This is a genomic window from Nocardioides terrigena (genome assembly GCF_003047265.1).
Taxonomy (GTDB): domain Bacteria; phylum Actinomycetota; class Actinomycetes; order Propionibacteriales; family Nocardioidaceae; genus Nocardioides; species Nocardioides terrigena.
Genome location: NZ_PZYY01000004.1, coordinates 123839 through 145788 on the forward strand (window position 1 = coordinate 123839; position 21950 = coordinate 145788).

Sequence of the window (21950 nt, forward strand, 5' to 3'; positions counted from 1 at the left end):
CCGCTCAGCGCGGGCGGCTGGGACGCGAACTGCCTGCGTTGTGCTCGGCGGTCGGGCGGCCCTAGCGCAGCCGACCCCAGATGCCGCGCCGCTCGTGGTGCTCCGGCGGCCGCTGCTCCTCGGGCGGGGTCGCACCGCCCAGCTCGGACGGGACCGGCTTCTTGAGCTTGCCGTCGTACCGCGGGACCTCCCGCTCGGCGGTGGGGACGAAGCCGGCGTCGGCGGCCGCGAGGCGGCGTACGCCATAGACCCGGTCCAGCGCCTCGTCGGACGTGCCGAGGCCGAGCCAGGTCGCCCGGCTGACCGCGGCGACGCGCTCGAGTCGGCCGACGCCCTCGATGACCAGGGCGCCGTCGTGGGTGCGCTCGAGGTCCTCGACCAGGGCGAGCAGCGCACCGGGCGCGGGTGCGAGGGCGGGCGAGTCGAGGGTCAGCCGCAGGCTGGAGCGGGTGCGTCCCGCGGGCACCGCGGCGACGAGGGCGACGCGCTGGTCGTCACGGTACGAGCGGTGCACGATGCGGGTCTCGAGCAGCGGGTCGGCGAGCGGGTGGATGCGCTCCTCGTGCAGCGCCACCCAGTCCCCGACCAGCAGCACCCGCAGGTCGTCGAGGGTGGAGTCGAGGACGGCGTCGACGCAGCCCATCACCTCGTCGGCGTCGCCGGCCATCTCCAGCACGACCTCGAGGTACGGCGTCTCGTAGCGGCGGCCGTGCGCGTTGCGCTTGGGCCTCATCCCGGGAATCAGGTTGGCGAGGTAGGCGTCGTTGTAGCGGTTGACCTGCTCGCGGCGCTCCATCACGTGCGAGCGGCCGAGGTGCCAGGACTTCGCGGCGTGCTCGGGGACGAGCAGCCCGCCGGCCTCGCCGAGGCGGTGGCCGAGCTCCATGTCCTCGCCGAGGCGCAGCGTGGTGTCCCAACCGCCGGCCGCGTCGAGCAGGTCGCGGGACAGCGCGAAGGTCGCCCCGACGAAGGACCGGAAGGCGCGCGGGCCGGCGTGGGTGAGGTCGTCGGTACGCCGCCACATCCCGTCGACCCACTTGTGCGGCTCGGCGGTGTCCCAGTCCCACAGGGTCGCGACCTCGCCGGAGGCCACCTGGTCGCGGGTGGTCGCCGGGTCCTGGGCCAGCAGCCGCTCGGGGTCGACGAAGCGCTTGGTGCCGGCCACCACGGCGTAGTCGACCTCGTGCAGCCAGCGGAGCTGGGCCTCGAGGTGGTCGGGCCACAGCAGCATGTCGGCGTCGACGAAGTAGAGGAGCTCGCCCTCGCTCGCCCGGCCCGCGACCTCGCAGGCGCCGGCGCAGCCCCAGCCCTCCTCGACGCGCACGACGCGGGTGTGGTCGGGGACGACCTCGGGCAGCACGACGGGCGGGGTGCTGCCGTCGTCGGAGATCACGACCTCCACGAGGTGCGCGGGGTAGGTCTGCGCGGCCAGGCCGGCGAGCACGTGCGGCAGGGTGCGGTGGGAGTTGTACGCCGGGACGACGACCGTGACGGTCCGCGTGGGGGTCCACGCCCCGATCGCGGGAGGCGTGAGGACGTCCCACTCGTTGCGGCGTACGACGGGCTGGTCGCGGCGGGCGGACACGGGCTGGCTCATGGCAGGTCCCGCTCGTCGACCTCGAGCTCGCGGCTGGCGTGGAAGCCGGTCCACTCCCGGTCCACGATGCCCTCCTTGCGGAACGAGTCGGCCTCGACCTGCCACGTGTGCTGGCCGGAGGCGAGGCGTCGCAGGACGTAGCCCAGGCCGTGGGTGCGGTAGATCCGGCCGCCGGCCGCCTCGATGCCGCTGAGGAGCTGGGCGTCGACGAAGCGGCGTACGGGCCGGAAGCCGCCCACGCTGCGCACCACGTCGCGGTCGGCCATGATCGTGCCGCCGGCCACGAAGCGGTTGAAGATCTCGGTCGGGTGGTTGCGCCGCGTGGTGATGCCGAGCTCGGCGAGGTGGACGAACTCGCTGGGCATGCCCACCACGTCGGCGCCGCTGTAGCGCCGGGCGAGGAGCAGGTCGACGACCGCGTGCGGGCCGTACCAGTCGTCGTCGTCGACCTTGAGCAGCACGTCGCCGGAGGCCGCCTCGTACGCCGCGTTGAGCACGTCGCCGAAGAAGGTGTCCTGGCTGCGCGGGACGAGCACGACGTCGCGGCCGGGCAGGGCCGCACGGACCTGCGCCTCGTCGGCCTCCCAGCCGTGGGTGGCGAGCACGAGCTCGAAGTCGGCGTCGCGCTGGCGGGCGAGCTGGCGCAGCGCGAAGTCGAGCTGGTGGGGGCGCATCGTGGTGAGCAGGACGCTGACCTGCGGCCTCGCCACGTGCCGCACACCGGCCCGGGCGGCGAGGCGGGCGCGCCACGCGACGGTGGAGTGCTCGAGGAGCGCGGCGCGCCTGGTCGTGACGCTGTGCTCCTCGCGGGCGAGGGCGTCCTCCAGGTCGGGCTGCGCCTCCAGCGCCTGGGTCAGCGTCGGTCCGAGCGCGGGGTGGGTCCCGGTGGCGATGAGGGGTACGCCGGCCGCGGCGAGGTGGGCGACCACCTGCGGGTCGGCGGTGGTGAGGTCGACGCGGAGGCCCTGGACGTCGCGGAGCGCCGCGATGGCGGCCTCGGTGGTGGCCTGGCCGGGCGCGAGGTCGCGGACCGGCTCGGTCCACTCCTTGCGCCAGCCGCGGGGGTTGACCACCATCTCGTCGACCGGTTCGAGGCCGGGGTCCGTGACGACGGTCGGGGCGCGGTCGATGACGGGGTGGACCGGGACGCCCGTCGTCTCGGTGGTCGAGGTGCGAGCGGAGCGAGCCTCGGGACCCGCCACCACCACGTCGGCCGGCACCACGACCTCCGGGTCGCCGGCCTCCGCGGCGGAGGCGTAGCGCGGCGCCCGCACGTCGAGGCCCGCAGCGGGCTCGCGACCGGCGTACGCCACGACGACTCCCCCGTGGCCGGTGTCGACGCCGGGCACGGCCTGGCGGGCGAGCTCGGTCAGCACCACGTGGGCGCCGATCGGCTGGGCGAAGCGGAGCACGGTGAGCACGCCACGGCCCGCCTCGCGGGCCATGAAGGAGGTGAGCGGCGGCCACTCGGGGCGCGGGACGAGGGCGAGCGGCTCGGTGGCGTCGGTGAGCCAGAGCGCGACGACGCGGGTCTGGCCGACCCGGCTGACGGTGGACGCGAGGCGGCGCAGCGAGGCACGGTCGGCGGTCATCCACAGCACCGACTTCCAGCCGCGGCCGATGTCGGTGGTGCCTGCCATCGTCGTGTACGTGGCACCGGCCGGTGCCAGGTCGGCGGCGGACGCGTCGTCACCGATGACCAGGAGGGGCTCGGGGGAGGTGAAGCCATCGAGGGGATGACCGGAGAAGGACACGCTCATCGCTGGGCCTCCTGCTCGCGGCCGGCCAGGTCTCGGGGGGTGCGCTCGCGCAGCGACGTGGGGAGGCTGTGGGTGACCAGCGGTCGCGGCTGCTGACGCAGCCACGTGCGGGTGACGTGGTCGATGATGTGGACGCCCTCGGGTGCGTCGACGCGGACGAGGCCGCCCAGGGCCTCGGCGCGGCCCGAGCGGATCGCCTCGTCCACCTCGAACTCGCGCAGCTTGCGGTAGAGCCGGGTGTGGGTGAAGTCGACACCCTCGGTGCGCCAGTGGGCGTACTCGTCGGCGTCGAGCCACTTGACCTCCACGCACAGCCCCTGCTGGAGGACGAGCCGCTCGACGCCCGCGGGATACTCGCGCAGCTCCCAGTCGAAGGCCTTCACGAAGGTGTAGTCCGGACCCATGGGATAGACCCACGGCTCGAGGAAGCGCAGCGACAGGTCGAGCCAGCCGGTCCGCTCGTCGACCACGGTGAGCGGGTGGCGCGGCATGGCCACGATCGTCTGAGTCGACTCCAGCTGCCAGGCCAGGTCGCGCAGGATGCCCGCGCCCTCGGGGGTGAGCACCATGTCGCCGTCCCACTTCATGGAGTACGACGTCCGCACGTGGCTGAAGCACCAGTTGTAGAAGTGCGTCAGCGAGTGCACCGAGGTGGCCGGGGTGGCCAGGTGCTCACCACCGGCACGGGCGACGGAGTGCGGGTAGGTGAGCCCGGTGAAGCGGTCGCTCGCGCCCAGGTCGGCGGCGATCGACGCGGCGACCTCGAGCGTGCCGTCGGTCGACCCGTTGTCGACGAGGATCACGTGCTGGACGGCGGAGAGGATCGGCGGCAGCACCCACGGCAGGTTGCGGGCCTCGTTGCGCACCCGGAAGACACAGGTGAGACCGGGGGTGAGCCGCTTGCCGCGCGTCCATGGCCACGTGACGTCGTAGTCGGCGAGCCCCTCGAGCGAGGGGATGTCCGGGGTGGTGGGCGGCACGGGTGTCCTCAGCGCTCCCGGTGCAGGGCCTTGCGGAGGCTGCGGCGGGCGCCCTCCGGGACCATCGCGCGCACCGAGTGCGGCACCAGCTCGGCCGCGCGGCGGGCACCCGAGGCGTGGTCGGCCTCGGCCTTGCGGCGGGCGTCGGCCGCGGCGGTCCGCCGCTGGGCCAGCGTCGTGGAGTGCGCGAAGGCCTCGGCGTCGGCGTACATCTCGCCGTAGGTGACCCGCAGCAGGTCGCAGGCGGCGCGCGCCTTGACGGTGTCGCCACCCTCCTCGGCCATCCGGTCGAGCACCTCCCACGTCTCCTGGGCGAGGTCGCGCAGGAGAGCGGGCACCGGCACGTCGTCCCAGGTCATGGTCACCCGGCGCAGCGAGGGGTCGATGAACTTGTGGACCTGCGCGATGTCGTTGGCCATCGCCGTCTTGACCGCGGACAGGTCGAAGGCCTCGCCGATCGCGAAGACCGGCTGGGTCCAGTCGGCCAGCAGGTCGGCGTACCGGACGAAGCGGCGCTGCTCGCCCCGGGTGGCGCGCTCGGTGTGCAGCATCATGTTGACCCACGCGGCGGTGCGGGTCACGTCGCCCTGGCGCTGGTCGTAGTAGGTCTTCTTGCTGCCGACGACCTCGGTCACCGGTCGCAGCATGGTGACGTACGACGACGTCGCGTCGCAACGGTCGGCGCACGCGCGCCACAGCCCGAGGAACCACGACGCCCGCGGGTCCTTGATGACCAGCTCGTCGTTCTCGGCGAACTGGGTCTCGAGCCACGCCGTGACCCGCTCCCGGGTGGCGTGGTCGCCGCTGAGCCGGCCGGCGTCGAGCCACGCACGGGGGCGGGCGTCGGAGACCTGGACGTTGCTGCGGGCGAGGAGCTCGGTGTGCAGGTCGACGACCCACTGCGGCTCCCCGAAGCCCTTCGGGTTGGTGGCGTCCGCGGCGACCTCGGGCTGGGGCACGTGCAGCCCGAGCGTCTGGAGCGTGCCGCTCATGGTGCTGGTCCCACTGCGGCCCGATCCGACCACGAAGACGACCCGACGACTCGACATGCGTCGCACCCTATCCGGCAGTGGACCCGCTCCCGGGCTGGGCGGCGATCAGGTCGGCGTACCAACGGAAGGAGCGCTTGGGAGTGCGCTCGAGCGTGTCGTAGTCGACGTGCACGAGCCCGAAGCGCTGCGAGAAGCCCTCGGCCCACTCGAAGTTGTCCAGCAGCGACCAGCAGTAGTAGCCGCGGACGTCCACGCCCCGCTCGATCGCCTCGCTGACCGCGGTCAGGTGGGCGTGCAGGTAGTCGATGCGCGGCTGGTCGTCGACGACACCGTCCTCGTCCGGGCCCATGTTGTAGGCGCACCCCGACTCGGTGATCATGATCGGCGGCAGCGCGGCGCGGTAGCGGGCGCGGAAGATGATCAGCCACTCGCGCAGTGCGTCGGGCACGACCGGCCAGCCGAAGTCGGTCGTCGGGTAGCCGACGACGTCGCGCAGCTCGAAGGGCATGTCCGCGTCCTCGGGGGCCGCGGCGACCTTCATCGGGTTGTAGTAGTTGACGCCGTAGAAGTCGAGCGGCTGGCGGATGGTCGCCATGTCCCCCGGCTCGGCGAGCCCGTCCAGCAGCGGCGCCAGGTCGACCGGGTAGCGGCCGAGCAGCATCGGCTCGAGGAACATGCCGTTCCACAGGCCGTCGTAGATCTTGCTGGCGCCGACGTCGGCGTCGTCGTCGGAGGCGGGCCAGACGGGAGCGTGGTTGTTGGCGCAGCCGATGCTCTGCGCACCCTGCTTGCGCAGCTCGATCGCGGCCCGACCGTGCGCCAGCAGCATGTGGTGCGAGGCCCACAGCGAGTCGAACATCAGGGTCCGGCCCGGCGCGTGGAGACCGAGGCCGTAGCCGAGGAGCGAGGCGACGTTGGGCTCGTTGATCGGGATCCAGTGCTCGACCCGGTCGACAAAGCGCTCGGCGACGACCGCGGCGTACGCGGCGAAGAGGTCCACGGTCTCCCGGTTGAGCCAGCCGCCCTCGTCCTCGAGGGCCTGGGGCAGGTCCCAGTGGTAGAGCGTCACCATCGGGGCGATGCCGTGGGCGACGAGGGTGTCGAGGAGGCGGTCGTAGAACGCGAGCCCGGCCTCGTTGACGGTGCGACCGTCGGGCATGATCCGGGACCACGACAGGGACAGCCGGTAGCCGCCGGCGCCGAGCTCCGCCATCAGCGCGACGTCCTCCTCGTACCGGTGGTAGTGGTCGCAGGCGACCGCACCGGACGAGCCGTCGGAGATGCGTCCGGGCTCGGCGCAGAAGGTGTCCCAGATGCTGGGTCCGCGGCCGTCCTCGGTGGCCGCACCCTCGATCTGGTACGCCGCCGTGCTGGTCCCGAACCGAAAGCCCGGGGGGAGGTGGGGGAAAGACCCGGGCGGATCAGTCGTCACGCTGTGAAGATATCGGCATGGCCGCGACCGTGTACGCCGGATGGCAGAGGTTCTCCACCCACGAGGCGGACCGCGTGACGCGGCACTCCTTCTCGTTCGGCCCGCACTACGACCCCGCCAACCTCGGCTTCGGTCCCCTGGTCTGCCACAACGACGACCTCCTCCAGCCCGGTGGTGGCTACCCCGACCACCCGCACCAGGACCTCGAGATCGTCACCTGGGTGCTGTCGGGGGTCCTGCTGCACACCGACTCCACCGGCCACACCTCGCCGATCGGCGCGGGCACGGTGCAGGCGATGAGCGCGGGCTCGGGCATCCGGCACACCGAGGTCGCCGACCCCGCGTCGGGCCCGACCCGCTTCGTGCAGGCGTGGGTGCGCCCCGACTCGCCCGGCGGCAGCCCCGAGCACCAGGAGCTGGCGGTGGACCTCGACGGGTCCGGACTGGTGCCGGTCGCCGGGTCGGGAGGTCTCCCGATCCGTACGACGGGAGCGTCCCTGCAGGTCGCCCGGCTCGCGCCCGGCGAGACCGTCGCCCTCCCCGACGCGCCGCTGGTCCACGCCTTCGCGGCCACCGGTGCCCTCGACCTCAGGGACGGGACGGCCGGCGGAGCTGACGGCGGACCGGGCACCGGACGGCTCTCGGAGGGCGACGCGCTGCGCCTCTCCGACGAGCCCGGGCGGGTGGTCACCGCGACCGAGCACACCGACCTGCTGGTCTGGACCTTCCGCTGACCACCAGGTTGCCCGGTCAGGCGATGACGGCGAGCGCCCCCGGCAGCACCGAGGCGACCGCCGGCGGCGAGGCGAGCGACGGGAGGACCCCGAGCGGCTCGCCGTCACCCCCGACGGGCACAGGCACCCGGGCGTCGGCGGACAGCTCGATGCGCGCCCCGGTGAGGACGGTGACCTCGGGCAGCGTGACGTGCGAGCCGTCGTAGACCGTGGGGAGCGAGCGGATGAGCTCGCGCTTGGACGTGGCCTCGATCACGACCACGTCGAGCAGCCCGTCGGCGAGGCTGGCGGCGGGCGCGATCGCCATCCCCTTGCCGTAGTAGCGGGAGTTGGCGACGACGACGGTGGCGGCGTCGTACTCGCCGACGACCCCGTCGACGACGACGCGGTAGCGGGCGGGGCGGTAGGTCGCGAGGGCGCGGACGGCGGCGTAGGGGTACTGCACCGGGCCGGGCAGCCAGCGGACCCGGTCGACGATCGCGGCGGCCCGGGCGTCGACGCCGGCGTAGACCGACCCGGCGACCACCCGCGAGACGCCGCCGACCGCCCACGAGACGAGGTCGACCCGGCGGGTGGCGCCGGCGAGCAGCACGTCGGCCTGAGCGAGCGGGTCGTCGGGCAGCCCGAGCATCCGCGCGAAGTCGTTGCCCCGGCCTGCGGGCACGATCCCCAGCGTCCCGCCGAGGCGCGCGACCTCGCCGGCCAGCGAGCACAGCATCCCGTCGCCGCCGACCGAGACCACCACGTCGCCGCGGGCGACCGCGGCGGCCACCAGGTCGTGGGTGGCCTGCGGGCCGGGCGAGTAGGTCACCTCGACCGTCGCCCCGGCGTCGCGCAGGCGGCGGGCGACCGGGACGACCGCACCCGGCGCGGCCCCGCCACCCGAGGCGGGGTTGACCAGGAACGCGAAGGAGCTCGTCACGGGATCAGGACCCCCGGGTTGAGCACGCCGGTCGGGTCGAGCGAGTCCTTGACCGCCCGCAGGACCTGGACGCCGACCGGCCCGATCTCCCGGGCGAACCACGGCTTGTGGTCGGTGCCGACCGCGTGGTGGTGGGTGATCGTCGCGCCTGCGGCGATGATCGCGTCGCTCGCCGCGGCCTTGGCGGCCGCCCACTGCGCGAGCGGGTCCTCGCCCTGCCGAGCGGCGACGGTGAAGTAGAGCGAGCAGCCGGTCTCGTAGACGTGCGAGACGTGGCAGAGCACCAGCGCCCCCTCGCCGAGCGAGCCGGCGAGCGCGGCCTTGACCGCGTCGTACAGCCCCTGCCGGTGCGACCAGAACGTCGCCGTCTCGAGCGTCTCGACGAGGACACCGACGTCGAGCAGCGAGTCGCGGAGGTACGGCGCGTGGAAGCGGCCGTGCTCCCAGGCCCGGCCGGGCTCCTCCCCGAGGTCGGTCCCGCCGAGCCCGGTGAGCACCGCGGCGACCGCCGCGCGCCGGGCAGCCACGGACGCGGGCTCCCCCTCGTGGCCCACGACCATCAGGCAGCCCGCGTCGCCGCCGGCGCCGATCGAGTCGGGGTCGGCCAGGTTGATCGCCGTCTCGGTCTCGTCGGAGAGCCGGATGACGGTGGGCAGCAGGCCGGCCTGGGCGAGGGTCCGCATCGCGTCGGAGCCGGCGGCGAAGGACGGCCAGCGCCAGCCGTCGTACACCTTCACCGCGGGGAGCCGGCGCACCCGCACCGTGACGGACGTGATCACGCCGAGGGTGCCCTCGGAGCCGAGGACGAGCTGGCGCAGGTCGGGACCGGCGGCGTCGGCGGGTGCCGAGCCGAGGGTCAGGACGCCGGACGGGGTCACCACGGTGAGCCCGACGACCAGGGCGTCGAAGCGTCCGTAGCCGGCGCTGGCCTGGCCGCTGGAGCGGGTGGCGGCGAAGCCGCCGATGGAGGCGTGCTCGAACGACTGCGGGTAGTGCCCGAGCGTCAGGCCGTGCTCGGCGAGCAGCGCCTCGGCGGCAGGACCGCGCAGGCCCGGCTCGAGGGTGGCGGTCATCGAGACGGGGTCGACGGCGACCAGCCGGTCGAGCCGCACCAGGTCGAGGCTGACCACCCCGGCGAACCCCTCCCGCCGGGCGACCAGCCCGCCCGTGACCGACGTGCCGCCGCCGAACGGCACGAGCGCGAGGTGGTGCTCGACCGCGAAGGCCACCAGCGCCTCGACCTCGGCGGCGTCCCCGGGTCGTACGACGACGTCGGGCGCGTCCGTGAGGTCCCCGGCGCGGGCGCGCAACAGGTCCGGCGTCGACTTGCCGCGGGTGCGCAGGGCACGGGTCGCGGTGTCGGTCAGCACGTGCTCGGTGCCGACGACCGCCCGCAGCCCGTCGAGCAGAGCGTCGTCCAGCGAGGGGAGCTCGCCCGCCGGGGCGACCACGGCGGAGGTGTCGCGGATCCCGCCGAACGCGAGCTCCACGAGCCCGCGGGCGGTGTCCGGCAGCGCGACGGCGGCGGCCGGGTCGCCCCAGCGCTGGGGGTGCATCTCAGACGTCATGCGTTACACTGTGACACATGACGTCACTTCGTCACAACAGTCCCCAGGACGGCTACCTCGACGCCGCCCGCGCCCTCATCCTCGACGTCGGTTGGCGGCGTACGACGCTCACCGAGGTCGCCCGCCGTGCGGGCGTCTCCCGGATGACCATCTACCGCACCTGGCCCGACATGGGCCGACTGCTCGGCGACCTGATGACCCGCGAGTGGGCGGGCATCGTGACGGCCGGGGATCCCGACGCCGACATCGCCGACCGCGTCCTCGACACGGTGCGCGCGCTGCGCGACAACGAGCTGTTCGTCCGGATCGTCGAGCTCGACCCCGAGCTCCTGCTGCCCTACCTGCTGCACCGGCGCGGCCGCTCGCAGGACCTCATCCTGGACCTCATCGAGGACGCCGTCCGCGCCGGCCAGGCCGACGGCACCATCCGCGCCGGGCACCCGCCAGTGATCGCCCGGTCACTGGTGCTGGCGGCCCACGGCTTCGTGCTCAGCGGGCACACCATGGTCGACGACGACGTGACGGAGGAGGACCTCTACGCGGAGGCTCGCCTCGTCATCGCGAGGGTGCTCGCCCCGTGACCCGCATCCGCGCGGGCCTCGACGACCTGCCCGACCACGTCGACCTGGTCGTCGTCGGACTGGGCATCACCGGCGCCGGCGTGGCCCTCGACGCCGCCACCCGCGGACTGACCACGCTCGCCGTCGACGCCCACGACCTCGCGTTCGGCACGTCGCGCTGGTCGTCCAAGCTGGTCCACGGCGGCCTGCGCTACCTCGCCCACGGCCAGGTCGGCGTCGCCCACGAGAGCGCCGTCGAGCGCGGCATCCTGATGGAGGTCACCGCCCCGCACCTCACCCGTCCCCTGCCGATGCTGGTGCCGCTGATGTCCAGCGTCTCCCGCTTCCAGGCCGGCCTGACCCGCCTCGGCCTGCGGGCCGGCGACGCCCTGCGCATCTCGGCCCACACCGGCGCCGAGACCCTCCCCGCCCCCCGCCGCGTGTCGGCCACCGAGGCGCTCCGGATGGCGCCCGCGCTGCGCCGCGACGGCCTGCGCGGCGGCCTCCTGTCGTGGGACGGCCAGCTCGAGGACGACGCCCGGCTGGTGACGACGGTCGCCCGCACCGCGGCGTCGTACGGCGCCCACGTCCGCACCCGCGCCCGGGTCACGGCCGCGACGGGGACACGCGTCGACCTGCGTGACGAGCTGACCGGCGCGACCCGAACCGTCACGGCGGGCGCGGTCGTCAACGCCACCGGGGTGTGGGCCGGCGACCTCGCCGCCGACATCACGCTGCGCCCCAGCCGCGGCACCCACCTGGTCCTGCGCGCCGACACCCTGCCCGGACTCACCGTGGCGGTCACCGCGCCCGTGCCCGGAGAGACCAACCGCTTCGCGCTGGTGCTGCCGCAGCCCGACGGCACGGTCTACGTCGGCCTCACCGACGAGCCGGTCGACGGTCCGCTGCCCGACGTGCCGGAGCCGAGCGAGGCCGAGATCGGGTTCCTCCTCGACGTGGTGGCGGCGGCGTTCGCCCGGCCGCTGCGCCGCGAGGACGTGGTCGGGGCGTTCGCCGGGCTCCGACCCCTCCTCGACGCCGGCCCGGGGCGCACCTCCGACCTCTCCCGCGAGCACGCCGTGCTGACCGGGCCCACGGGCCTGGTGACGGTCGTCGGCGGCAAGCTCACGACGTACCGGCGGATGGCGCAGGACGCCGTCGACACCGCCGTCGCGCACGGCGACCTGACCGCAGGCCGGTGCGTCACCGCGACCACGCCGCTGCTCGGCGCGGCCCCCCGCGACGAGCTGGCCCGGCTCGAGCTGCCGGCCCGGCTCGTACGCCGCTACGGCACCGACGCCGCGCTGGTCCTGGCGACCGCCCGACGGACCGGGCTGGGCGACGACGAGCTGCTGGCCCCGGTCTCCGACCGGGTCCCGGTCACGCTGGCCGAGCTCGTGTTCGGGGTGACCCACGAGGGCGCGGTGGACGTCGACGACCTGCTCGACCGGCGTACCCGTATCGGCCTCGTCGCCGTCGACCGTGCGGCGGCCGAGCCGCTGGCCCGGCGCGCGCTGGAACTGGCCTCCCAGCTGGTGTAGTCCGTGACGAACGGACCCCTGACCCAAGGGTCCTCCGGGGGTCCGTTCGTCACGGACTACCCCGTAAGTGGGCGCGATCAGCCGGCCGGCAGCGCGACGTAGACCGTGTCGACATACTCCTCGATGCCCTCGAAGCCACCCTCGCGCCCGAAGCCGCTCGCCTTGACACCGCCGAACGGCGCCGCCGGGTTGGAGACCAGGCCGGTGTTGATGCCGATCATCCCGGCCTGCAGCGACTCCTGGAGGCGCATGGTGCGGGCCAGGTCCTGGGTCCAGGCGTAGGCGACAAGGCCGTACTCCGTGGCGTTGGCTGCGGCGACCGCCTCCTCCTCGGTGGTGAAGGTGGTGATCGGGGCGACCGGCCCGAAGACCTCGACCTTGTTGATCTGCGCCTCGGCGGGCACGTCGGTGAGCACGGTCGGCGGGTAGAAGTGGCCGGGGCCCCCGGTCGCGGTGCCGCCCGTGATGACCTTCGCCCCGTCGTGCACGGCGTCGGTGACCAGCTGGGTGACCGAGTCGATGGCGTCGGAGTCGATGAGCGGCCCGACCTGCACGCCGTCGTCTTGCCCTCGGCCCACGGTCATCGCGCCCATCCGCTCGGCGAGCGCGGCGGCGAAGCGGTCGGCCACGTCGGCGTGCACGACGAAGCGGTTGGCCGCGGTGCAGGCCTCGCCCATGTTGCGCATCTTGGCGATCATCGCGCCGGCCACGGCCGCGTCCACGTCCGCGTCCTCGAAGACGACGAACGGCGCGTTGCCGCCGAGCTCCATCGACACTCGCTGGAGGTTGTCGGCCGACTGGCGGACCAGGATCTTGCCGACGTCGGTGGAGCCGGTGAAGCTCACCTTGCGCAGCCGGTCGTCGGCCATCAGGGAGGAGACGACGCCCGCGGCGTCGCTGGTCGGCACCACGTTGACCACGCCGGCCGGCACCCCCACCTCGCGCAGCAGGTCGGCCAGCTTGAGCATGGTGAGCGGCGTCTGCTCGGCAGGCTTGACCACCACGGTGCACCCGGCGGCGAGCGCCGGGCCGATCTTGCGGCTGCCCATCGCGAGGGGGAAGTTCCACGGGGTCACGAACAGGCACGGACCCACCGGACGCTTGAGGGTCAGCAGCCGGCTCTTGCCGTCGGGCGCGCTCATGAAGCGGCCGTGGATGCGCACGGCCTCCTCGGCGAACCAGCGGAAGAACTCCGCGCCGTACGCCACCTCGCCGGCGGCCTCGACCAGCGGCTTGCCCATCTCGAGGCTGATGGTCCGGGCGAACTCGTCGGTGCGCTCGATGATCAGCTCGTACGCCGCGCGCAGCAGCTCGCCGCGCTCGCGCGGGGCGGCCGCGGCCCACCCGGCCTGGGCCGCCACGGCGGCCTCGAGGGCGTCGGCGGCGTCCACCTCGCCCGCGTCGGCGACCCGCGCGAGGACGGACCCGTCGGCCGGGTCCTCCACCGCGAACCGCCGGCCGTCGTTGGCCTCTCGCCACTCTCCGTCGATGAACAACAACTCGGGCTGATCACTCATGAATTCATCGTGCCAGACCCGCTGACGGGCGGCGTCCGGTCTGGACCGCGACGCCCCGAATGGGCACCGGTCCTGACCAGTTTCACGATCTCGGCAAGATCGGGACACCTCGCCCCTGGGGGTGGGACAGTTCTGCCGCGAGCCCCTTGCTGACCCCATGCAGCAAGGGGTTCGTCTGCGTCCGGACCATCCTCGCGCCGCCCCCTCACGCCACGCCCCGCCGTCGTACGCACTGGTCGGGATCCGTTCGCCAAACGGGAGGTGGAGCGGAACCCCCGACCTCACCCCCGCGACACGCGGCGAGGTGGAGCGACACGACCGATTTCGCCGTTGTCTTGGCGCCCGGATGGGGATCGGCTACTCTTGGTGAACGGAAAGTGAACGGGAGGTGTCACATGAGGGACCACACGATGACCACGGGGACGACCGAGGGGCTCGTCTGCCACTGGGTCGCAGTCACGGACGAGTCCGGGCGCACCCACATGGAGGCGCGCTGGGCGCCGCCGCGGATCGCCACGCGAGCGCCGCACGCCGCCTGACGACAGTCACTCGCACGAGGAGCCACCGCCCGACCGGGCCGGTGGCTCCTCGTCGTTTCGGGAGCTTCTCGAAGATTTCTGCCCTGACGGGAACAAAGCGGACCACGGTACGGTTAGAGTAGTTGAATCCTCTACCAACTACCGGCCCCGGCCGACCAAGGGAGACACCAATGACTGACACCTTCGACGCCCCCACCACCGCCATCGACGACATCACCGGCGACTACACGATCGACCCCTCGCACAGCACGCTGGGCTTCGTGGCCCGCCACGCGATGGTCACCAAGGTCCGCGGCCAGTTCAACGGCTTCGAGGGCACCGCCCACGTCGACGCCACCAACCCCTCCGCTTCCCGCGTCGACCTCACCATCGACGTCGCCACCGTCGACACCCGCAGCGCCGACCGCGACGGCCACCTCAAGTCCGGCGACTTCTTCGACGCCGAGACCTACCCGACCATCCGCTTCGTCTCGACCGACGTGAAGCGCGACGGCTCCGACTGGGCCATCACCGGCGACCTCACCATCAAGGACGTCACCAAGTCCGTCACGATCGACTTCGAGGAGACCGGCTCCGCGCAGGACCCGTTCGGCAACGTCCGCGTCGGCTTCGAGGGTGCGACCACCGTCAACCGCAAGGACTTCGGCCTCACCTGGAACGCCGCGCTCGAGACCGGCGGCGTCCTCGTCTCCGACAAGATCAAGCTCGAGTTCGACATCTCGGCGATCAAGTCCGCCTGATCTCGGCCCGTCCGTCCGCCTGACCACTCGGCGTACGGCAGAAGCACCCGAGCCGGCGTCCCGCACTCCACGTGCGGGTCGCCGGCTCGCTGCATGTCAGGGGCGAGAGCTCAGCCCTTGTGGCGCGGCTTCCGCGCCCGCTCGTCGCCACCCTCGGAGGAGCGGGGGGCGCGGGAGTCGGCACGCCGGGAGGGCGGGCCGCCGTCGAGGCGGATCTCGATGAGCTTGCCCGAGATGCGGGTGCCGGAGAGCTTGTCGAGGGTGCCGGCCGGCAGCTCGCGGGGCAGCTCGACGAGGGAGAAGTCCGGGCGGATGTCGATGTGCCCGAAGTCCCCGCGGGAGAGGCCGCCCTCGTTGGCCAGGGCGCCCACGATCTGGCGGGGCTCGACCTTGTGGCGCTTGCCGACGGCGATGCGGTACGACGCCATGTCGACGTCGGTGCGCCCGCGCGGGCGCCGCTCGGGCTTCTTGCCGCCGCCGCGCTCGGGGCGCTGCTCGCGAGTGTCGAAGGCCTTCTGCTGCGGCTCGGACGCCGGGTCGAGGACCAGCGGCTGCTCGCCGTGCATGACGGCGGCCAGGGCAGCGGCGACGTCGGCCTCCGGCACGTCGTGCTCGTTGACGTAGTGCGCGACGACGTCGCGGAAGAAGTCGAGCTTGTCGCTGCCGAGCGCCTCGGTGATCGAGTCGTCGAAGCGGGAGAGCCGCGTCGAGTTGATGTCCTCGATGGTCGGGATCTGCATCTGGGTCAGCGGCTGGCGGGTGGCCTTCTCGATGGCCCGGAGCAGGTGCTTCTCGCGCGGGGTGACGAAGGCGATCGAGTCACCCTTGCGACCGGCGCGACCGGTGCGGCCGATGCGGTGGACGTAGGACTCGGTGTCGGTCGGGATGTCGTAGTTGACGACGTGGCTGATCCGCTCGACGTCGAGGCCACGGGCGGCCACGTCGGTGGCGACGAGGATGTCGAGCTTGCCCGACTTGAGCTGGTTGACCGTGCGCTCGCGCTGCACCTGCGGCACGTCACCGTTGATGGCCATCGCTGAGAAGCCGCGAGCCCGCAGCTTCTCGGCGAGCAGCTCGGTCTCGTTCTTGGTGCGGACGAAGACGATCATCCCCTCGAAGTTCTCGACCTCGAGGATGCGGGTGAGGGCGTCGACCTTCTGCGGGTAGGAGCAGATGAGGTAGCGCTGGGTGATGTTGGCCGCGGTGGTGGTCTTGTTCTTGACCGTGATCTCGACCGGGTCCGCGAGGTACTTCTTGGAGATGCGGCGGATCTGGGCCGGCATCGTCGCGGAGAACAGCGCGACGTGCTTCTCGGCGGGGGTGTCGGCGAGGATCGTCTCGACGTCCTCGGCGAAGCCCATCTTGAGCATCTCGTCGGCCTCGTCGAGGACGAGGAAGCGGAGCTCGGAGAGGTCGAGGGTGCCCTTCTCGAGGTGGTCCATGATCCGGCCGGGCGTGCCGACGACGACGTGCACGCCGCGCCGCAGGGCCGAGAGCTGGACGCCGTACCCCTGGCCGCCGTAGATCGGCAGCACGTGCACGCCCCTCATGTGCGCGGCGTACTTCTCGAACGCCTCGGACACCTGGAGCGCGAGCTCACGGGTGGGCGCGAGGACGAGGGCCTGCGGGGTCTTCTGCGACAGGTCGAGCCGCGACAGGATCGGGAGCGCGAAGGCGGCCGTCTTGCCGGTGCCGGTCTGCGCGAGGCCCACCACGTGGCGGCCCTCCATCAGCGGCGGGATGGTCTGCGCCTGGATGGGCGAGGGCGACTCGTACCCCACGTCCGCGAGCGCCTTGAGCACTGCAGGGGCGAGTCCGAGGTCGGCAAAGGACTGCTGCTCGACGTCGACAGGGGCGGGGGAAGTATCGTCAACCACCCGTCAACGGTAGTGGCTAGCGCAACGGGCACCCGATTCGTCGTCGCGGCGACGTCCGTCACGTCCGCCCGTCGGTGGCGCGCGGCCCTCTGATAATGGGGCGACGGCGCCCCCTCCACGCCTCCATCATGGACCGCATGACGAGCACCGCGGACGCCAGCACCGACCCCGCCCCGGCCCTGCCCGCCGGCCTCACCACCCGCCCGCTGAGGCGCGAGGACTCGGGCATCGTCTTCGCGCTGATGGCCGCGCAGGAGCAGGAGGACCTCGGCACCGTCGAGATCGAGGAGGCCGACATCGTGGGCGACTGGGCCAAGCCCAGCCACGACCTCGCGGCCCGCTCGGTCGCGGTCCTCGACGGCGACCTGCTGGTCGGGTACGCCGAGCTGATGGGCGTCGACCGTGCCGACACCGCAGTCCTGCCCTCGCACCGGGGCCGCGGCATCGGCACCTGGCTGGCCTGGTGGCTGCGCGACCTCGGCCGCCGGCTCGGCTCCCCCGTGGTCGGCAACCCCGTCCCCGAGGGCGGCCCGGGCGACCGGCTGCTCGCGGCCCTCGGCTACGAGGTGCGCTGGACCAGCTGGGTCCTCCAGCTGCCCCCGGGCACGGAGATCCCGGAGCGCGAGCTCCCGGAGGGGTACGCCGTCCGCACAGCCGCCGACGCCGACCTGCGGGCCGCACACGACGTCCTCGAGGACGCATTCCTCGAGTGGTCCGTCCGTGACCGCGAGCCCTTCGAGGACTTCCGGGCCTCGCTGGTCGAGCGGCCCGGCTTCGAGCCCTGGAACCTGCGCGTGCTCACCGACCACGGCGGCACCGTGGTCGGGGTGTCGCTGGTCCACGTCGCGCCCGGCGGGGTCGCGTACGTCGCGCGCCTCGCCGTACGCCGCGACCAGCGCGGGCGCGGACTGGCCCAGGCCCTGCTGGTGGACAGCTTCCGGCTGGCCCGCGAGCACGGCGCGAGCATCTCCGAGCTGAGCACCGACTCCCGCACCGGCGCCCTCGGGCTCTACGAGAAGGTCGGGATGCGCTCGGTCGCCACCTGGGTGAACCGCGCCGTGCGGCTTGCGTGAACCTCCCCCATCCTGAGGAGGGTCCGTGTCAGGGTGTCCCGCGTCACGACGTCCACACCTGCGTCAAGGGACTGTCAAGAACCCCGCAAGTAGATCAAGTTTTCAACCAGAAACCCTGAAAACGCGTTCGATCCGCCCGTTTGGATCGATCACCTCTATGTGAAGACCGGGGGCACGACCACAACGACCGCGCGCCGCGGTGCCATGAGCAGTGCTGTCAGCAGCACCGTCAGCAAGGGCACCGTGCGGCCCGTGGGTCCGCTCGTCGCGCTGCTGCCTGCCCACAACGAGGAGGCGTCGATCGGCGCGGCCCTCGACTCGCTGCGCGACCAGACCCGGCCGCCGGACCACATCATCGTGGTCGCCGACAACTGCACGGACCGCACCGTCGAGATCGCCCGCGAGCGCGGCGCCGAGGTGCACGAGACGGTCGACAACAGCCACAAGAAGGCCGGCGCCCTCAACCAGGTGCTCGAGCAGCTGCTGCCGACGATGGGCGACCACGCCCAGGTGCTGGTCATGGACTCCGACTGCACCCTCGACCCGGAGTTCCTCGCCGTGGCCCGGGCCAACCTGCGCGAGGGCAGCCTCGGCGGCGTCGGCGGCACGTTCCGCGGCGGCCCGGGCGGCGGCCTGGTCGGCACCTTCCAGCGCAACGAGTACGCCCGCTACGAGCGCGACGTGCGCCGCCTGCGCGGCAAGGCCCTGGTGCTCACCGGCACCGCGTCGGTCTTCCCGGTGAGTGTGCTGCGCGAGGTCATCGCCGCCCGTCGCGACGGTCGCCTGCCCGACAACTCCGGCGCCGGGTCGGTCTACGACCTGCGCGTCCTCACCGAGGACAACGAGCTCTCCCTGGCCCTGCTGCACCTCGGCTACAGCATCCTCGCGCCCGCCGCGTGCACCCTCGAGACCGAGGTGATGCCGACGTGGCGCGCGCTGTCCGACCAGCGACTGCGCTGGAAGCGGGGGGCCATCGAGAACCTCGTGGACTACGGCTGGACCCGGGTCACCCTGCGCTACTGGGGTCGACAGCTCCTCAGCTTCCTGGGCGTGCTCGCGACGCTCCTCTACGTCGGCAGCCTCGTGGCCGCCGTCGGGGTGGGCTTCACGCTCCACCCGTTCTGGCTCGCACTGACGGGCGTCTTCGCCCTCGAGCGGGTCGTCACCGTGCGGGCCCGCGGGGTCCGCCAGATGGCTCTGGCGGCTCCCGTCGTCATCGAGTTCGTCTTCGACATCTTCCTGCAGGCCGTCCAGGCCCGCGCATTCGCCCAGGCCTTCCTGGGCACCGAGAGAAAGTGGTGATTCACATGTACAACAACGGTGCAGCTGGCGGGGGAACCCTCGCCGTGACCGGGATGGGTGCCTCCATCTGGTTCGACGCGATGTGGCTGTTCCTGGCGGGCTTCGCGATCATCGCAGCCTTCCTGGCCGTCGGACGGATCCTGCCCAAGCGTCAGGGCTGACCATGCGTCGCCTGCTCGCCCTCGTCGTGATCCTCGGCCTCGTGGCCGGGGCCGTGGTCCTGCGCCTCGGCTACGACGACTGGCGGACCGACCGCACCCAGGAGGGGCTCCAGCAGGAGCTCTCCCTGGGGACGGCGCCGCGCCCGGTCGTCCGCAAGGACGTGCCGGTGCCCGTGGCGAGCCGGTCGGCGTACAAGAAGCCCTTCGCCGAGCTGCGCATCCCGCGCTTCGGCGACAACTGGGAGTGGGCCGTGGTCGAGGGCACCGACGAGCCCGCGCTCGACCTCGGGCCCGGGCACTACCCCGGTACGCCGATGCCGGGCGAGGAGGGCAACGCGGCCATCGCGGCCCACCGGGCCGGCCACGGCGACCCCTTCATCGACTTCGACGAGCTCCGCGACGGCGACCGGGTCGAGGTGTCGCAGGGCGACACCACCTGGGTCTACAGGATCGTCAAGGAGCCGTGGATCGTCGCGGCCGACGCGCACCACGTGCTCGACCCGCTGCCGGGACGCAAGCTCACCCTGACCACCTGCTGGCCCAAGTACGGCTCGGCCAAGCGGCTGATCGCCGTCGCCGAGCTCGCCGACGTCGTCGTCGACGGGCGCTCCACGCCGGTCTCGGACCGGGGCGACCGCCGGGTCAGTGCGGCCGACGCGGCTGGGGTCAGCGCAGGGCCTGTCGCATCGCCCTGAGCGACGACCGCGACGACTCGATCCGCCAGTCCCGCTCCTTCGCCTCGTTGAACCAGACGACGGTGTCGATGCGGGGGAAGGCGCGCGCCGTCATCATGTCCTTGATCCAGCGCGCCTTGCTCTGCCGGCGGTCGCGGGGGGCGCCGTCGTGGCGCCGCGGCTCCTTGGAGCCGACCTCGCAGATCCAGACCGGGGCGGAGGGGTGCAGCCGCGTCAGCCGCTTGTACTGGGTGCGGAACACGGACGTGAAGTCCTGCCACTCACCCCACAGGGAGTCCTGGCCCCAGTTGAAGCCGTCGAGCCCCAGCACGTCGACGTACCCGGCGCCGGGCCAGATGTCGTCGACCCTGGTGGTCTCGGCGTAGGTGTCGACGGTGGGGTTGAAGACCCACTTGACGTTGTCGACGCCCGCCGTGCGGAGGTGGTCGACCACGTGCCGCCAGGCCGCCACGAACTCCTGCGGAGTGCCGCCGTGGGCCTTGGCCCCGTCGCGGGTCGGCTGGAAGGACTGCCAGTCGCCGTTCATCTCCGGCCACGGGCGGACGTACACGTCGTACGGGTAGGCGAGCGCGGCCTCGGCGATCTGGTCGAGGTAGGCGTCGTGCTGCCCGCCGCTCCACTCGACGAACCGGGTCTCGCCCATGTCCCACGACAGCAGCACGTCGCGGGTGCCACCGCGGCTGTGCGCGAGCTCGGGGCCGGCGGGGAAGACGTCGCCGTAGCCCCAGTAGTACGACGCCACGGCCACGTCGGTCCGGAGCTTGCGGCCGAGGGCGTCGAGGCGGGCGGGCTCGAGGGTCATCCCCTCGACCCAGGCACCGAAGCGGACGTTCCGCTGGAGCGGGTCGCGGGCCTTGGCGGCGTCGGCACCGGTGAACGTGAAGACCGTGGAGAGCAGGACCAGTCCGAGGGCGACCACGACGATCACCCGGGTGCTCGCGCGGCGGGGGGCCCGCGGGTCCTCGGCGCGGTCGCGCCGCGCGTCGGTGGGGGTGTCGACGCTCTCGAGCGTGGGGGGCGTGGGGGACCCGGCAACTGCCGTCATGGCTGCTCCCGTTCGTAGCAGGGGGGGGACGGCGGGAACTATGTCAACCAATCGTCAACATGGTGACAGTTTTGCCAAATCTGTATCTACGCCGTAACAAGGCGACCACGAGCGCGTCTTTCCCCAGCGAGGGCCACGAATACGTTCGACCCTTGTCCAATGAGGCAGGATAGGACCGCTGCAACACCTTCCGGGGGGAAGTCAATGAAATACCGTTCTGCCCTCGTCGTCGACGACGACGCCGGCACGAGGGACACGATCAGCGACGCCGTGCAACGCGCCGGGTTCGAGGTCTCGACCGCGGCTCGTGGTCGCACCGCTCTCGCGCACCTCGACGACGTGCAGCCCGACCTGGTGGTGCTGGAGCTCACGTTGCCCGACATCGACGGCCTCGAGGTCTGCCGCCGCATCCGGTCCTCGAGCGACTGCTACATCGTGTTCGTGAGCGAGCGACAGGACGAGATCGACCTGCTCCTGGGTCTCGAGGCAGGCGCCGACGACTTCATGGGCAAGCCCGTCTCGCCCCGCGAGCTGCAGGCCCGCATCGCCGCACTCTTCCGCCGTCCGCGCTCCTCGTCGGCCTCCCCCCGGCCCGCGAGCGTCAACCGCGACGGCCGCATCGAGGGTGGAGGTGGTCTGGTCCTCGACCGCCACGCCCGTGACGTCGAGGTCAACGGACAGCCCGTCGAGCTGACCCGCACCGAGTTCGACCTGCTCACCGCCCTGGCCACCCGGCCCGGTGTCGTGATGCGTCGCAACGAGCTGCTCCGCGAGGTCTGGGAGACCGAGCACGCCACCGACACGCACCTCGTCGACGTGCACGTGGCCAACGTGCGCCGCAAGCTGCGCGAGCACGGCGAGGAGCGCTGGATCCGCACCGTGCGCGGCGTGGGCTTCCGCTTCGACGCTGCTTGA

The 21950-nt window shown here is 72.7% G+C and carries 20 protein-coding genes; 10 read left to right on the forward strand and 10 right to left on the reverse strand.

The genetic code is table 11. The features are described from left to right. Positions 1 to 61 precede the first annotated feature (61 nt). The 5 genes from DAE25_RS09860 to DAE25_RS09880 are packed head-to-tail and all read right to left on the reverse strand — an operon-like array spanning position 62 to position 6761. Positions 62 to 1597, reverse strand: a complete 1536-nt coding sequence (locus DAE25_RS09860) for a glycosyltransferase (RefSeq protein WP_107766043.1) — start codon at positions 1595 to 1597, stop codon at positions 62 to 64. Continuing rightward, positions 1594 to 3357: a glycosyltransferase gene (locus tag DAE25_RS09865; protein WP_107766044.1), complete on the reverse strand. Its 1764-nt coding sequence runs from the start codon at positions 3355 to 3357 to the stop codon at positions 1594 to 1596. Before DAE25_RS09865 ends, DAE25_RS09860 begins: the two co-directional genes overlap by 4 nt. Then, the gene (locus tag DAE25_RS09870) at positions 3354 to 4337 is read right to left on the reverse strand and encodes a glycosyltransferase family 2 protein (RefSeq protein ID WP_199907521.1); all 984 of its coding nucleotides are present in this window, start codon (positions 4335 to 4337) and stop codon (positions 3354 to 3356) included. The genes DAE25_RS09865 and DAE25_RS09870 overlap by 4 nt, the downstream gene beginning before the upstream one ends. Positions 4338 to 4345: 8 nt before the next feature. Then, positions 4346 to 5386, reverse strand: coding sequence for a sulfotransferase family protein (locus tag DAE25_RS09875; protein WP_107766045.1), 1041 nt, complete (start codon positions 5384 to 5386; stop codon positions 4346 to 4348). A 10-nt stretch (positions 5387 to 5396) separates the two neighbouring features. Further along, positions 5397 to 6761, reverse strand: coding sequence for a GH1 family beta-glucosidase (locus DAE25_RS09880; RefSeq protein WP_107766046.1), 1365 nt, complete (start codon positions 6759 to 6761; stop codon positions 5397 to 5399). A 17-nt stretch (positions 6762 to 6778) separates the two neighbouring features. On the opposite strand from DAE25_RS09880, the gene DAE25_RS09885 reads away from it, so the two are divergent. Further along, the gene (locus DAE25_RS09885) at positions 6779 to 7495 is read left to right on the forward strand and encodes a pirin family protein (protein WP_107766047.1); all 717 of its coding nucleotides are present in this window, start codon (positions 6779 to 6781) and stop codon (positions 7493 to 7495) included. A gap of 16 nt (positions 7496 to 7511) precedes the next feature. On the opposite strand, the gene DAE25_RS09890 is transcribed toward DAE25_RS09885, so the two are convergent. Together DAE25_RS09890 and DAE25_RS09895 are read right to left on the reverse strand one after the other, a co-directional pair. Further along, on the reverse strand, positions 7512 to 8417 hold the full coding sequence (locus DAE25_RS09890) for a diacylglycerol/lipid kinase family protein (RefSeq protein WP_107766048.1): 906 nt from the start codon (positions 8415 to 8417) through the stop codon (positions 7512 to 7514). Then, entirely contained in the window at positions 8414 to 9985 is a 1572-nt protein-coding gene (locus DAE25_RS09895) for an FAD-binding oxidoreductase (RefSeq protein WP_234410963.1), read from the reverse strand. Before DAE25_RS09895 ends, DAE25_RS09890 begins: the two co-directional genes overlap by 4 nt. A 17-nt stretch (positions 9986 to 10002) precedes the next feature. Here DAE25_RS09895 and DAE25_RS09900 point away from each other — a divergent pair, with 17 nt between their 5' ends. Together DAE25_RS09900 and DAE25_RS09905 are read left to right on the forward strand one after the other, a co-directional pair. After that, the gene (locus DAE25_RS09900; RefSeq protein WP_107766050.1) at positions 10003 to 10566 is read left to right on the forward strand and encodes a TetR/AcrR family transcriptional regulator; all 564 of its coding nucleotides are present in this window, start codon (positions 10003 to 10005) and stop codon (positions 10564 to 10566) included. Then, entirely contained in the window at positions 10563 to 12086 is a 1524-nt protein-coding gene (locus DAE25_RS09905; RefSeq protein WP_107766051.1) for a glycerol-3-phosphate dehydrogenase/oxidase, read from the forward strand. The genes DAE25_RS09900 and DAE25_RS09905 overlap by 4 nt, the downstream gene beginning before the upstream one ends. A gap of 77 nt (positions 12087 to 12163) precedes the next feature. Here DAE25_RS09905 and DAE25_RS09910 read toward each other — a convergent pair whose 3' ends face one another. Then, a complete protein-coding gene (locus tag DAE25_RS09910; protein WP_107766052.1) occupies positions 12164 to 13603 on the reverse strand; it encodes an NAD-dependent succinate-semialdehyde dehydrogenase in 1440 nt (479 codons plus the stop codon). A 395-nt stretch (positions 13604 to 13998) separates the two neighbouring features. Between DAE25_RS09910 and DAE25_RS23135 the strand changes: the two genes are divergently transcribed. Together DAE25_RS23135 and DAE25_RS09915 are read left to right on the forward strand one after the other, a co-directional pair. Further along, the gene (locus tag DAE25_RS23135; protein WP_159083663.1) at positions 13999 to 14142 is read left to right on the forward strand and encodes a hypothetical protein; all 144 of its coding nucleotides are present in this window, start codon (positions 13999 to 14001) and stop codon (positions 14140 to 14142) included. A gap of 170 nt (positions 14143 to 14312) precedes the next feature. After that, positions 14313 to 14882, forward strand: coding sequence for a YceI family protein (locus DAE25_RS09915; protein ID WP_107766053.1), 570 nt, complete (start codon positions 14313 to 14315; stop codon positions 14880 to 14882). A gap of 110 nt (positions 14883 to 14992) precedes the next feature. Here DAE25_RS09915 and DAE25_RS09920 read toward each other — a convergent pair whose 3' ends face one another. Further along, entirely contained in the window at positions 14993 to 16759 is a 1767-nt protein-coding gene (locus tag DAE25_RS09920) for a DEAD/DEAH box helicase (protein ID WP_107766054.1), read from the reverse strand. 137 nt (positions 16760 to 16896) lie between these two features. Between DAE25_RS09920 and DAE25_RS09925 the strand changes: the two genes are divergently transcribed. From DAE25_RS09925 to DAE25_RS09935, 4 genes are all read left to right on the forward strand, one after another. Beyond that, entirely contained in the window at positions 16897 to 17832 is a 936-nt protein-coding gene (locus tag DAE25_RS09925; RefSeq protein ID WP_107766055.1) for a GNAT family N-acetyltransferase, read from the forward strand. Between the two features lie 204 nt (positions 17833 to 18036). Next, positions 18037 to 19134 carry a glycosyltransferase gene (locus DAE25_RS09930; RefSeq protein ID WP_107766056.1) on the forward strand — a complete coding sequence of 366 codons (1098 nt, stop codon included), beginning with the start codon at positions 18037 to 18039 and terminating at the stop codon, positions 19132 to 19134. Positions 19135 to 19139: 5 nt separating this feature from the next. Next, the gene (locus DAE25_RS23140) at positions 19140 to 19295 is read left to right on the forward strand and encodes a hypothetical protein (protein ID WP_159083664.1); all 156 of its coding nucleotides are present in this window, start codon (positions 19140 to 19142) and stop codon (positions 19293 to 19295) included. Positions 19296 to 19297: 2 nt separating this feature from the next. Next, positions 19298 to 19990, forward strand: a complete 693-nt coding sequence (locus DAE25_RS09935; RefSeq protein WP_107766057.1) for a sortase — start codon at positions 19298 to 19300, stop codon at positions 19988 to 19990. On the opposite strand, the gene DAE25_RS09940 is transcribed toward DAE25_RS09935, so the two are convergent. Then, positions 19962 to 21035 (reverse strand): glycoside hydrolase family 26 protein, encoded by a 1074-nt coding sequence (locus tag DAE25_RS09940; RefSeq protein WP_107766058.1) that lies wholly within the window; start codon positions 21033 to 21035, stop codon positions 19962 to 19964. The genes DAE25_RS09935 and DAE25_RS09940 overlap by 29 nt on opposite strands. 204 nt (positions 21036 to 21239) lie before the next feature. On the opposite strand from DAE25_RS09940, the gene DAE25_RS09945 reads away from it, so the two are divergent. After that, positions 21240 to 21950, forward strand: coding sequence for a response regulator transcription factor (locus DAE25_RS09945; protein WP_107766059.1), 711 nt, complete (start codon positions 21240 to 21242; stop codon positions 21948 to 21950).